Consider the following 12703-nt stretch of genomic DNA (forward strand, 5'->3'; position numbering starts at 1 on the left):
TGGATTGCTTTCTTTTCATTTTTTTCACAGTCAATGGGAGATACGGCATCGACTGTCCTGCAGCGAAAGTGGAATTCCGCCACGCAGATTCGGAATGACAGCCCCGGCATTTCAAGTTATGCTGAATTCCTGGAAACCGTCTCAATTTTACTGTGGAGAGATTCGCGCCAATGAAACGCACTCAAATTGATGCCCAGCCCGCTTTCAGGAATTTGATCTTTCCGATCCTGTCCCTCTCTGTTTTCCTCGGCAGTCAGGGGAGGATCGCCGCAGCGGAACCCGTGCGTTCTCCCAATATTGTGCTGATTATTTCAGACGATCAGACATTTCGTGATTTCGGCTTCATGGGCAACACAGAGATTCAGACGCCTCACATCGATCGGCTGGCAAAACAATCGGCCCGGTATGTGAATGGCTATCTGCCGACCAGTGTCTGCAGCCCCTCGCTGGCCACCCTGCTGACCGGCCTGTATCCGCATCAAAGCGGGATCCATTACAACCATCCGCCTCCAGGTAATAGTGCCTTCAATAAAATGACATCTCGCAGGGAATACGAGTCAACCCGCAGCCAGGCGTTTCAACTGATCCAGAACGTCGATACGCTGCCCCGCATTCTGGCGGCGAACGGTTACCGCTGTCTGCAGACGGGCAAGTTCTGGGAAGGTCATTATCGCAACGCCGGATTTACCGAAGGGATGACCATTTTCGAACCGGTGCCCGGTCAGTCGTTCGGCGGCAATCGCAGACTGGCAAATGGGGAACTGGCGGCGCACGGCAATGGAGACTGGGGATTGAAGATCGGTCGGGAAACGATGCAGCCGATTTATGACTTCGTCAAAGACTGCGAACAGAAGTCAACACCGTGGCTCGTCTGGTATGCACCTTACCTGCCTCATCAGCCTCACGATTCCCCCCGAAAATATTTTGACCTGTATCGCAATAATCCGCGCGTGGCGAAAAATGAAATCGCGTATTATGCCAGCTGTTCGCAATTCGATGAGACTGTGGGAGAACTGGTCCAGTTCGTAGAACAGCAGGCCGACCCGAACAATACGCTGTTTCTGTTTGTCATTGACAATGGCTGGACGCCGGGCGAAAGACCAATGAAGCCACGCGAAAACTTTCATCATACGAAAGAGAGTAAACGCTCTCCCTATGAAGACGGTCTGCGTTCACCCATCCTGATCCGCTGGGACGGGCACACTAAATCTGCCACGCATACAGCGCTGGTCAGCAGTATTGATATCGTGCCGACACTGCTGCATGCAGCCGGTCAGGGAACACAGGCGGCGAAACTGCCAGGCGTCAACCTGCTCCCTTCGGCGCAAGGGGAAGCCGCATTGCCAGAAGATCGCGCCGTCTATGGAGAAGTCTTTCCGGGAGATGCGACGGCATTGAAACAGCCGGAACGGGAAGTCGCACATCGCTGGATCCGCAAAGGAAATCTGAAACTGATTACTTCGCATAACCCGAATGCACAAGGGAAAACGTGGAATAATTACACCCGAGGCGATGTGCTGTTCGACCTGGAAGACGATCCAGGCGAGACGAAGAACCTGATCAACGATCCCGCTTCTGCTGAGTCACTGGCAGAACTGCGACGGTTACTGGATGCCTGGTGGAATCCTGCGAAAGCCGATTAGCGGTAGTCTTTATAAAATCCCGTATTTGGCGAACGCTTCGGTCGCCGACATGCCGTTCTTGATGCTGTCGCGGAACGTGTTTTCTTCGTGCACTTTTTTCCAGGCGGACTGAATCACTTCGGCTTCGACGGCCTGGGGCACGACGGCGATGCCGTCCACATCGGCAAATACCAGATCGCCGGGTGAGAAGTAAACGCCACCAATTTCCACGGGCACATCAACGTCGATAATCCGTTGACGGTCTTTGCTGTCATAGGGAGACGTTCCGACTGCCCAGACGGGAAACTGCATGGATCGCATCTGCCTGACATCGCGAACCGCACCATCGATGACGGCACCCGCACAGCCCCGATGTTTGACGGCGGTGGAAAGCAGTTCGCCCCAGATCCCCGACCGCATCGAACCGCTGGCAGCGGCAATGAAGACTTCATCGGCGTTGATCGAGTCCACGGCTTTCAATTCGAGTTCATAAGGGCTGGGATCGACGTGGTACATGTCCGCCCAGAGACTGGTTTTGCAGCGTCCGACAACGACCGACTCCACCGTCATCGGCAGCAGTTCTTTACGCGGCGACTGGTTCGTATATCCCAGCGCATCGAGGGCGTCGCAGATGATGGCTGAGTGCAGATGCTGCCGCATCATGTCGAGCGTGATGGTTTCCGGTTGTGTCTGATTCATGGTTGTCTCATGTCTGAGGTTGAAGTTGTCGGGAAATCTGCCGGGCCGTCCGCACCACGGCTTTAATAAACTGTTGCAACGCTTTCGCATCGGCGCGTGCTGTGGGCACACTCAAACTGATGGCGGCAACAACCTGCGTCCCTTCATAGAGAGGTGCGCCGATGCAGGTGACGCCGACATCGTTCTGATCCTGTTCGACGGAATAACCGTCGGCCTGCGTCTGTTGGTGAATTTTTCGAAGCTGCTTGAGATCGATAATTGTTTCTCTCGTACGGGCGACCAGTCGGGTTCGCGCGATCAACGCATCCCAGGCTTCGTCCGTCAGTTGTGAAGTGATCGCACGCCCCAGTGAAGTCGAGTAAAATGGATCGGTGCTGCTGGGCTCGACAATCCGCCTTAACGGATGGGTACTCTCCAGCACACTCAGATAGCGAACCTGGGTGCCCCGCAAAACGCCGAGATTGACGGTTTCCCCCGTCTGCTCATGCAACTCCCTCAGCAGGGGAGCCGCCAGTTCCTTTAAACGGTCTTCCAGCGAACCGGATGCCAGCCGCCTCAGTTTCGGTGTAATCTGATACACGCCTTTCTCAAGGCGACTCACATAGCCCAGTTCGAGCAGTTCCTGCAGGATCCGATGCACGGTCGGTTTGGGGAGCCCGAGCTCGTGTACCATTTCCAGCAAAGTCAACGAACCGTCAGCCGTCGCCAGCACCTCAAGTACCAGAAAGGCCTTACCCAGAGAGGTGATTTCTTTGGTAATCAGCATTGAGAATGACATCCGGAAAAACAGAACATAAAGCCAGTCGATCGCTGCTTGCAATCGCAGATACGTTCCAATATACTGAATACACCATTCCATTTTAAGATATAACTGCCTGTTTTCTTATGGAATTCTGGTAGTCTCAAATTTTGCCCGGTTCATAGAGGAGCCTCTCATGCGTGTCGGAATCATTGCGTTGCAACACGAGTCCAATACGTTCATTCAGTCGGCGACGGAACTGCCGGATTTTGAATACGATGTGCTGGCGACCGGGGATGCGATCTATCCTGTTTTTAAAGATTCCGCACATGAGATCGGCGGATTTTTCGCCAGTCTTTCAGAAACGGACATCGAAGCAGTGCCGATTTTTGTGGCTCGTGCTCTGCCCGGAGGAACAATCACCCAGCCAACCGTCGAGTCACTCCTGCAACAGATGCTGGAAGAATTGAAAAACGCGGGTCCCCTGGATGGTCTGCTGGTGGCGCCACATGGTGCAGGAGTCAGTGAAAATGCGCGTGACCTGGATGGGTACTGGCTGACGCAGGTCCGCGACGTAGTCGGACCGGATCTGCCCATTGTCTGTACGCTGGATGCGCATGCGAATGTGTCGCAGACGATGATCGATACCTGTAATGCGACGATCGTGTACCGTTCAAATCCCCACATCGATCAGCGCGACCGGGGCATTGAAGCGGCCCGGCTGATGCAACGCATTCTCGATGGTGATGTCAAACCAACGCAGGCCGCCTGTTTTGTTCCCCTCGCAATTAATATTGAGCGGCAGCATACCTCGTCTGAACCCTGTGCCTCACTCTATCAACTGGCAGATGAAATGCTGAAAACGCCGGGCGTACTGAGTAACAGTATTATCCTGGGGTTCCCTTACGCCGACGTGCACGAGATGGGTTCTGGTTTTATTGTCGTGACTGATAATGATCGCGAACTGGCACAACAGTTGGCCGACCAGCTGGGTGAAACCTTGATTCAGCGTCGTGATGATTTTCGGGCACACCTGGTGGGCATTGACGATGCGCTGGATCGGGCGGAACAGTTGGAGGGACCAGTCTGTTTTCTGGATATGGGGGACAATATCGGTGGCGGCTCTCCCGCGGATGGCACAACGATTTTACATGCAATCAAACAGCGAGGCGGCCCCCCCAGCTTTGCCTGTCTCTACGACCCCGAGGCGGCACAACAGGCGATCGTCGCGGGTCCGGGAGCTACATTGGCTCAACTGGCAATGGGAGGTAAGACCGATGATCAACATGGCGCGCCGCTGGTCTGCGATGTAACCGTGGTGAGTATTCATGACGGCCATTTTAAAGAACCGGCAGTCAGGCACGGGGGTAAAACCGAATTTCAGATGGGCCCCACTGCAGTCGTGAAAACCAGTTTTGGCCTGACGATCATGCTCAACAGTCATCGCACGCCGCCGTTCAGCCTGGGGCAGTTGACGTCATGTGGCGTTGAACCTGCTGACTACCAGATCCTGATTGCCAAGGGAGTCCAGGCACCGTTGGCCGCTTACAGCCCGGTCTGCCCGAACCTGATTCGCGTAAATACGCCGGGCGTCACATCAGCCGACATGGAACAGTTTCAATATCAGTACCGGCGTCAGCCACTGTTTCCTTTTGAATCGATCGATTAAACTGAATTCCACTTCGAGTCTACCTCCGCTAAGAAAGAGACCGTATGCAGATCACGAAAATTGAAACCTCGATCGCCGATTCGATCATGCCCGGTCTACTGCTGGTCCGCATTCATACGAGTGAAGGGCTCGTCGGCTGCGGTGAAACCTATTACGCGCCGCATGCGGTAGCCGCGATGATCCACGACTGGATGTCGCATTACCTGATAGGAAAAAACCCCCTGGATATCGAAGCGCACTGGCGATTTCTTTACGAACGGTCGACAAACTTTGGTTCGCGGGGAACCGAGCTGCGGGCGATCTCGGCGATTGATCTCGCGTTGTGGGATATTTTCGGGCAGGCAACTTCACAACCGGTCTGGCAGCTGCTGGGTGGCTGTGTACAGGAATCGATTCGTACTTACAACAGCTGCGGCGGCCCTTCTTACGGTGGCGCCAATGCAGAAAAGACCACACACACCTGGCCCGGATATGGATCCGTGGGAAATCAGGGTCCGCTGAATGACTACTGGTCCGCCGTCAATGAACCGGTTGAACTGGCACGTTCACTGATCTCGGAAGGTTACCAGGCGCTCAAAGTCTGGACACTGGATTTCGCCGCGCATAAAACCAACGGTCCCCTGCATATCACACAAAAAGATATTACGCGGGCACTGGAACCATTCCAGAAAATCCGGGAGTCACTGGGGAGTAACATCGAACTGATCATCGACGGACACGGGTTCTTTCAACTCGCCCCCGCGATCCGGATTGCCAAACGACTGCAGGAGTATGATATTCTCTGGGCCGAAGATCTGCTGCGGGTCGACTGTGTGGATACGCTGAGTGACTTTCGCGATAAAGCAGGTATTCCGGTTGCCGTGAGTGAAATGTTTAACGGCCCCGATGACTATCGTCTGGCGCTGGAAAAAAGAGCTGCTGACTTTGTGATGATTGACCCCACCTGGGTGGGGGGTATTTCACAAACGCGGAACATCACCCGTCTGGCGCAGTTTTATAATGTCCCTGTCGTGATGCATGACTGCACGGGTCCCTTAACACTGCTGTCCGGTGTGCATGTCGCCGCCAGTTCGAATAATGTCGCCTGGCAGGAAAGCCTGCGGGCGCATCTGCGGATTCTTTATCCTCAGCTGATCGACACCCCGATTGAAGTGGAGCAGGGACGGATTGTCATACCGAAAACTCCGGGTCTGGGAGTTGCCTGGCTGCCCGAACTGTTTACGCCGGGGACGAACCAGTATCGTGCGACGGAGCTGACTTAGCAGTTCCCGGGTAGCGTTTTACAATTCGAATGGTCCCTAGCTTTGACACATAACCGGGGCTAACGCCTAATGGCACTTACTTTAAATTAAGCTGGTTACCCCAGCCGTTTGGCATGGGATTTGCGCAGGATTCTATTCTTGAAAATAGACTGCCAATTTGCCAGGAGTAATCACGCTGTGAAACAATCACCGGAACAGATTCTTGAATTCGATCGTGCCTTCGAACAACTTAAAGATTTGGTGGACTTACGCCAAGCCGATCAGCTGCATCCCAGGCGGCCCAATGCAATCTATACCGCCTGCGTTGTGCTGTGGATGCTGATTTTTCAACGCCTCAAACCAGATGCCTCACTCGAAGCGGCGGTGAAGCATCTGATTGAAAATCAACCTGACTACCTTCCTGAAAACAAACGATTAAGCCAGGGTACACTCTCGTCCAACAGTGCAGCATACAGCCGGGCTCGCAGCGAACTGCCGTTGGATGTTGTGAAATGGTTTTCCAATGAAATCACTCGTGCCATCGTCGGGCAATCTGAAACCCTGCTGGACGGTCGTCAAATATTTTTACTCGATGGAACCACGATCACATTAGCACCGGAAAAAGAATTACAAACGAAATTTCCGCCCGCCTCAAATCAGCACGGTGAAAGTGTCTGGCCTGTTGTCAATCTGACCGTTTTTCACGAACTCAGTAGTGGATGTGCCTTGCTGCCACAGCTGGGGGCCATGTATGGACCTGAAGCGGTTTCCGAAACGGAACTTGCCCGAAATGGCATGCACTGCCTGCCAGACGAATCGATCATCATGGCTGATGCAGGATTTGGGATCTTTGGCGTTGCTTACCAGGCACAACTCCTGGGGCATGATTTTTTTCTACGCATGAAGAAGTTAAACTTTGAGTCACTTCGAGCCAAAGCAAAACTCGTATCGCAAAGCCCAAAACATAAGACCTACCAACACCAGTGGACTCCGACCCCCAAAAACCGTAAAACACAACCCGGGCTCCCCAGGGACGCTTCGCTGGCTGTTGTTTTGCACGAAATCATCGTCAATGAAACCTTGACGCTGTATTGCGTTACCAGCCTGCCGCAAGACGCTGCCACCCTGGGCAACCTCTACAATCAAAGGGTCAATGTCGAAGTTGATATTCGTAACTTGAAGGTCGTATTGGACACCGAGAACATTCGCGCCAAGAAGGTAGACACGTTTTTGAAAGAGCTGTATACGTCAGTGGTCGCCTACAATTTAGTTGGTCAATTCCGCAGACAGGCGGCTGAACTGAATCAGGTTGCTCCGCGGCGGATGAGCTTTAAGCGAACCTGGACAACATTCCAAACGTTCCTGTTGAAGCACCTGCACACTGAGCCAGAATCATGGCGTGAATCCTTCGAGCGAGCACTGTTCTACGCGACCAAAGATAAACTACCCAATCGCGCTGCCAGCCGAAGCGTAAAAAGAGAATGCTACGCCAAACGTTCAAAGAGAGACCATTTCGAAAAAAGAAAAAAGCCCCCAGAGAAATTGAAACACACTGATCTGAAGTAAGTGCCATTAGGCTAACGCCCTTCGGCTAATCAGTCATTCCGATTGGCAACTTGTCTAAAAATTAGCCGCACGGCGTTAGCCGCGGTTTCTCCCATTTGCAGGGATGCATTCTAACCAGGAAACGCTCTCTGGCAATTTCTATTGCCTCTCAATGCAGGCCGATGATTTTGCCGGTATCGTCGATGTCGATCTGCAAAGCGGCCGGCTCTGAAGGGAGACCGGGCATCGTGCGGATTTCACCGCTCAACGCGTAGAGAAACCCGGCTCCCGCCGAGAGACGCAAGTCACGCACTGGGAAGGTGAAGCCGGTCGGTCGTCCCAGCAGGTGCGGATCGTGGGAAAGTGAGTACTGCGTTTTAGCGATGCAGACGGGCAGGTCTCCGTAGCCTGAGTGTTCGTATTCCTGCATACGTCTGCGGGCCTGTGGTTCGAATTCAACAGAAGCTGCACCATAAATGCGGGTTGCGATCGTTTCGATTTTTTCGGCGATCGGCATTTCCAGGGGATAGAGATACTGAAACTGATTTGGCTGTGCAGCAGCTTCTACGACCGCTGCGGCCAGTGCGAGGGAGCCTTCGCCTCCTTCGCTGAAAGCGCGCGTGATGACGGCCGCTGCGGCGCCCTGTTCGAGCGCGATCTTCTGAATCTCTTTCAGTTCCCGTTCGGAATCATCGGGAAAGGCATTGATGGCGACGACGGTGGGCAGATGATACTGCTGGATGATCTCCAGATGCGCCCGCAGGTTGACGGCGCCGGCGTGGAGGGCATCCAGATTTTCTTCCAACAGTGCCGGGGGCAGCGGTTTTCCCGGATGAACGTCGAATAGCCCGCTCTGTAATTTCAGGGCGCGGGCGGTACAGACCAGCACTTCGGCATCAGGCTGCAGACCGCTGGTACGACATTTGATATTGAAGAACTTTTCTGCACCACAGTCCGCGCCAAAGCCGCTTTCCGTGACGACATAATCGGCCAGTTTCAGAGCGATCTGATCAGCAATGATAGAACTGTTGCCGTGTGCAATGTTGCCGAAAGGGCCAGCATGCACCAGAAACGGCGTCGCCTCACAGCTCTGGACCAGATTGGGTCTCAGTGCATCGACGAGCAGGGCCGCCATCGCACCGGTACAGCCCAGCTGTTCGACGGTCACCGGCTGTCGGTCGTACGTCATGCCGACAACAATGCGTCCCAGTCGCTGTCGCAGATCGCGGGGATTGCTGGCCAGAGCGAGAATCGCCATGACTTCCGAGGCGGCGGTCAGGTCGAAGCCGGTTTCACGGAGCGGGGCCTGCAGCGGTTGATCCAGCCCACTGATGATGTGGGCCAGGCCTTTGTCGCAGAGATCCAGGGCCCGTTTCCAGGTGATGGTCTTCGGATTGATCTCGGGAATCTTCCGCCGGGCAATGTGGTTATCGATGATGCTGGCCAGCAGATTGGTGGCCGAGGTGACTGCGTGCAGATCGCCGGTGAAATGCAGGTTGATATCGGACTGAGGTTCCAGCGTGCAATTGCCTCCACCGGCCCCGCCTCCCTTAATGCCAAACACCGGCGCCAGCGAAGGTTCGCGGAGTGTGCCGATCGTGGTGTGGCCCAGTTGAGAGAGGGCCATCGCCAGTCCGATGACAGTGACGGTTTTGCCTTCGCCCAGCGGAGTGGGATTGATCGCGGTGACGCCAATGTACTTTGCCAGGGGGCGATCAGCATATTTGTCGGCGAGACCGTGTACCAGCTTGGCCTTAAGGCGGCCGTACGGCTCGTAGTCACCTGGTCCCAACCCGATTTCTTTCGCAAGGGAATCGATGTCCCTGAGAATTCGCCCGTCGGGGCTGGAAGGAGTAATGCGATGCATCTGTTGCGCCTGTCAGAATAAAGTATTGCTCGCTCAGTGTATGGGAAAGCAAAATTCTAGCTTAGTCCCTGTATCAGAGAAATGCCAGAACCTGTGAATTCTGTGTACCAGTCATTGTGAATTCAGCGAGAAACAATAAAAATGCAATTAGGACTGCAGGAAAAGAGGGACTCCTTTCCTGCGAATTTCATCAGACCTGAGTACTGGAAACAAAACATGCAGCTGACATCAGTCGTAACGCCTTTTACCGATGACAACCTGAAACTGCTGTCACAAATTGGTGTCACACATGTGACGATCCGTTATCCGGGGCCTGGTCTGGAAATGCTACAGGCAATCAAAACACGGGTCACTGCCTGCGGTCTGCAGATAGCGGCGATCGAAGGATATCTACCCATTGAAAACATCAAGCTGGGCAATGAGCGGTTTGACGAAGAGATTGCGGAAATGAAATCGCTGTTGCAGAACATGCAGCAGGCAGGCATCCCCTTTGTCTGTTACAATTTTATGGCGGGAACCGACTGGGTCCGTACAGAACTGAAAGCGCCGGAGCGGGGCGGTGCATTCGTGACCGGCTTTGATCTCGAGCAGGCTGAGCAGGCGGTTTCGCTTTCAGAAACCACACGCGATCAAGAATCCGCCCCGGTCACCGCTGAGGAACTCTGGACCAACCTGAAACGCTTTCTACAGGAACTGCTACCGGTCGCCGAAGCGTGCGGCGTGACACTGGCGATGCACCCCGATGATCCGCCTCTGGACACATTCATGGGGAAAGCCCGCATCATGAATTCGGTGGAGAGTTTCGAACGTCTGATGGAACTCTCTTCGAGCCCCGCGAATGGCATCTGTTTCTGTCAGGGCACGTTTGCAGAAATGGGCGTTGATATTCCCGCGACGATTGAGCGACTGGGATCTCATATCCGTTATGTCCATTTCCGGGATATCCGGGGAACGCGCGAACGTTTTGTCGAAACGTTTCACGATAACGGCCCGACCGACATGTTTGCCGCCGTCAAAGCATATCAGAATATCGGGTTCACAGGACCGATTCGCCCCGATCATGTGCCTCAGCTGGTGGGAGAAGAAGCGGGAGAGCCCGGTTATACGATGCTGGGACGCCTGCATGCCTTCGGTTACCTGCAGGGACTGATTGAGGGGGCTCAGAAATGCTGAGGACTGCTTTGTCACTCGAATCAAGCCAATTCTCCGGAAAACCATAACCCATAACAGTTTATTGATCTGTCTGAGATTGAAAAAACATGAACTGGCTGGTAGATGTGCGCGGAATTCCCTGTATAATCGTTATAGCAGGCACAACTTACCCAGTTGATGACGTCTGACAGGGAAGTCGAGATCGCAGGCAGGAGGCACCTCATTGGGGAAGCGTCTGAGCAGAATGAACTGTGCCCGGTTCATCAGTGACTAAACTCGATTTTCCACTCTTTAGGAGTCAGACCCATGCGTATTCGAATGTTGTTTGCCGCGGCGGCTGTTGTCGCCTGTTTCTCTTTGATGTCTTCCATTTCTGAAGCAGGCGGACGCATCACTTACTACAGTTCACCATTTCCGTATGTAGGACCTGCTCCTGTTTACTCGGTGCCTGCTCCGGTTAATACCGCCTACTATGTACCAGCCATGAACGCTTATTATGCTCCCGCACTGGTACCCGCACCGGTCATGACTCCGGTTTACTATCAACCCGCTCCGGTTGTGGTGCAGCCTGTGACCACTTACTATGCCCCTGCTCCCGCTTACTCTTATTACGCTCCAGGAAAAGTCGTCTATAAGAGCCGCGGTCCCCGTTTTTTAGCGCCCAACTATAAAACGGTTGTGAAGTATAAATAAACGACTGCGATTTAAAGCCGAAATAAGAAGAGCCTGCTGAATCAGATTCAGCAGGCTCTTTTTTGTTGTGACGAAGTAAAGTTCGTCTGATTGATTCACACCAACTACAGTGTCCAGCCTTCGCGGTATTCGCGTTTGATGTACTGGGCGGCTTCGGGGACGTTGGTGACCTTAAGGTTGTCGGCATCCCATTCCAGCTTCTTCTGACCGACGCGGTAAGAAACGTTGCCCAGCAGCACGGTCTCTGTCAGTGGGCCGGCATAATTGAAGTTACTGCCCGTGGGGGTACCGTTACGGATGGCATCCAGCCATTCGATGTGGTGGCTCTTGGGACGGGTCAGGTAAGGTTCTACCGGTTTGGCTTCTTTGCCGGCTTCCATGAAGACCTTGTTCGTGCCATAGTCGGCGAGCAGACGTCCGTCATCCCCTTCGAACAGGACGGCGCTGTTTTTCTCGTAGACTTCAGCGCCTTTGGGTTTCCAGCCGCCGTGATACCAGGTCATGTGCACTGGAGGCAGATCTTCGCGGGCCTCGTATTCGTAATCGACTTTCATCAGGCTCGGGCATTCATTCACGCCGCCATGCCCTTTTTCTCCAACAGCGACGACCGTTTTGGGATATTTCAGTTTCAATGCCCAGAAAGGCAGGTCCATATAGTGACAACCGAAGTCACCCAGTTGACCGTTACCGAAATCCCACCAGTAGCGCCAGTTGAAATGGAAGTGGGATTCATTATAAGGACGGAACGGAGCCGGCCCGATCCATTGATCGTAGTTGACGTAAGAAGGGGGATTATTTTCTTTGGAACGTTCGCCTTCAATACGAACGCCGCCTCCGACCCAGACATGCACGCGGCGGACGGGACCGATCACACCGGACTGAACCATTTCCACCACCTTGCGGTAGTTGTCGGTGGCGTGAATCTGGTTGCCCATCTGAGTGGCAACACCGGCTTTCGCGGCCAGATCAGTCAGGACGCGTGCTTCGTAGACGGAATGCGTGAGAGGTTTTTCACAGTAAACGGGCAGGCCTTTTCGCAGCGCTGCTGCCGCTGCCGGAGCATGCATGTGATCGGGAGTACTTACCAGTACGCCGTCCAGGTCGTTGCGATCAAGAACTTTGCGATAGTCATCGTACTTGTCGGCTTTGGGGAATTCTTTGGAGGCAATCTCCAGACGCTTCGAATCGATATCGCAGAGCGCGACGAAGTTTTCTGTTTTTGTACCGCTGATATTCGCATAAGCCCGGGCGGCCACGCCGATCGAAGCCAGGTTCAGTTTTTCGTTGGGACTTTTACTTTTGGAAGCGGCTTCCAGCGGCATTAGAGGGAGAGCCCCCGTGAAGGCAGGCACGGCAGTTCCCGCAATCAGCGCTTTCTTGAGGAACTCGCGGCGGTCAACAGAATTTGACATTAAAAAAATCTCCTTGTGAGAAGTGATCTATTGTGTCACTGGAATGAACATGGCTGACGGTGAT

General features: G+C 53.8%; 10 protein-coding genes. 6 read left to right on the top strand and 4 right to left on the bottom strand.

The window, feature by feature from the left end; translation table 11 throughout:
- The first annotated feature begins 170 nt into the window (after positions 1–170).
- A complete protein-coding gene (locus GmarT_RS23805; RefSeq protein ID WP_002647715.1) occupies positions 171–1643 on the top strand; it encodes a sulfatase-like hydrolase/transferase in 1473 nt (490 codons plus the stop codon).
- A 9-nt stretch (positions 1644–1652) separates the two neighbouring features.
- Here the strand turns inward: GmarT_RS23805 and GmarT_RS23810 are convergent, their stop codons facing one another.
- Together GmarT_RS23810 and GmarT_RS23815 are read right to left on the bottom strand one after the other, a co-directional pair.
- Positions 1653–2321 carry an RraA family protein gene (locus GmarT_RS23810; RefSeq protein ID WP_002647714.1) on the bottom strand — a complete coding sequence of 223 codons (669 nt, stop codon included), beginning with the start codon at positions 2319–2321 and terminating at the stop codon, positions 1653–1655.
- Between the two features lie 7 nt (positions 2322–2328).
- Positions 2329–3180, bottom strand: coding sequence for an IclR family transcriptional regulator (locus GmarT_RS23815; protein ID WP_002647713.1), 852 nt, complete (start codon positions 3178–3180; stop codon positions 2329–2331).
- 76 nt (positions 3181–3256) lie between these two features.
- On the opposite strand from GmarT_RS23815, the gene GmarT_RS23820 reads away from it, so the two are divergent.
- From GmarT_RS23820 to GmarT_RS23830, 3 genes are all read left to right on the top strand, one after another.
- A complete protein-coding gene (locus GmarT_RS23820; protein WP_002647712.1) occupies positions 3257–4729 on the top strand; it encodes a M81 family metallopeptidase in 1473 nt (490 codons plus the stop codon).
- A gap of 44 nt (positions 4730–4773) precedes the next feature.
- Positions 4774–5991 (top strand): mandelate racemase/muconate lactonizing enzyme family protein, encoded by a 1218-nt coding sequence (locus GmarT_RS23825; RefSeq protein ID WP_002647711.1) that lies wholly within the window; start codon positions 4774–4776, stop codon positions 5989–5991.
- Between the two features lie 177 nt (positions 5992–6168).
- Positions 6169–7536, top strand: coding sequence for an IS4 family transposase (locus tag GmarT_RS23830; RefSeq protein WP_002646599.1), 1368 nt, complete (start codon positions 6169–6171; stop codon positions 7534–7536).
- Positions 7537–7684: 148 nt separating this feature from the next.
- On the opposite strand, the gene GmarT_RS23835 is transcribed toward GmarT_RS23830, so the two are convergent.
- On the bottom strand, positions 7685–9382 hold the full coding sequence (locus GmarT_RS23835) for a formate--tetrahydrofolate ligase (protein WP_002647710.1): 1698 nt from the start codon (positions 9380–9382) through the stop codon (positions 7685–7687).
- A gap of 216 nt (positions 9383–9598) precedes the next feature.
- Here GmarT_RS23835 and GmarT_RS23840 point away from each other — a divergent pair, with 216 nt between their 5' ends.
- Together GmarT_RS23840 and GmarT_RS23845 are read left to right on the top strand one after the other, a co-directional pair.
- Positions 9599–10555, top strand: a complete 957-nt coding sequence (locus GmarT_RS23840; protein ID WP_044239042.1) for a mannonate dehydratase — start codon at positions 9599–9601, stop codon at positions 10553–10555.
- Positions 10556–10840: 285 nt separating this feature from the next.
- Positions 10841–11227: a hypothetical protein gene (locus GmarT_RS23845; protein WP_149303333.1), complete on the top strand. Its 387-nt coding sequence runs from the start codon at positions 10841–10843 to the stop codon at positions 11225–11227.
- Between the two features lie 104 nt (positions 11228–11331).
- On the opposite strand, the gene GmarT_RS23850 is transcribed toward GmarT_RS23845, so the two are convergent.
- A complete protein-coding gene (locus GmarT_RS23850; protein ID WP_002649314.1) occupies positions 11332–12639 on the bottom strand; it encodes a Gfo/Idh/MocA family protein in 1308 nt (435 codons plus the stop codon).
- Positions 12640–12703 lie beyond the last annotated feature (64 nt).

The organism is Gimesia maris (assembly GCF_008298035.1).
Lineage (GTDB): Bacteria > Planctomycetota > Planctomycetia > Planctomycetales > Planctomycetaceae > Gimesia > Gimesia maris.

Bases quoted from the DNA above. Each gene is read 5' to 3' on its own strand.
- GmarT_RS23805 (WP_002647715.1), top strand. From the start codon at position 171: ATGAAACGCACTCAAATTGATGCCCAGCCCGCTTTCAGGAATTTGATC.
- GmarT_RS23810 (WP_002647714.1), bottom strand. From the start codon at position 2,321: ATGAATCAGACACAACCGGAAACCATCACGCTCGACATGATGCGGCAG.
- GmarT_RS23815 (WP_002647713.1), bottom strand. From the start codon at position 3,180: ATGGAATGGTGTATTCAGTATATTGGAACGTATCTGCGATTGCAAGCA.
- GmarT_RS23820 (WP_002647712.1), top strand. From the start codon at position 3,257: ATGCGTGTCGGAATCATTGCGTTGCAACACGAGTCCAATACGTTCATT.
- GmarT_RS23825 (WP_002647711.1), top strand. From the start codon at position 4,774: ATGCAGATCACGAAAATTGAAACCTCGATCGCCGATTCGATCATGCCC.
- GmarT_RS23835 (WP_002647710.1), bottom strand. From the start codon at position 9,382: ATGCATCGCATTACTCCTTCCAGCCCCGACGGGCGAATTCTCAGGGAC.
- GmarT_RS23840 (WP_044239042.1), top strand. From the start codon at position 9,599: ATGCAGCTGACATCAGTCGTAACGCCTTTTACCGATGACAACCTGAAA.
- GmarT_RS23845 (WP_149303333.1), top strand. From the start codon at position 10,841: ATGCGTATTCGAATGTTGTTTGCCGCGGCGGCTGTTGTCGCCTGTTTC.
- GmarT_RS23850 (WP_002649314.1), bottom strand. From the start codon at position 12,639: ATGTCAAATTCTGTTGACCGCCGCGAGTTCCTCAAGAAAGCGCTGATT.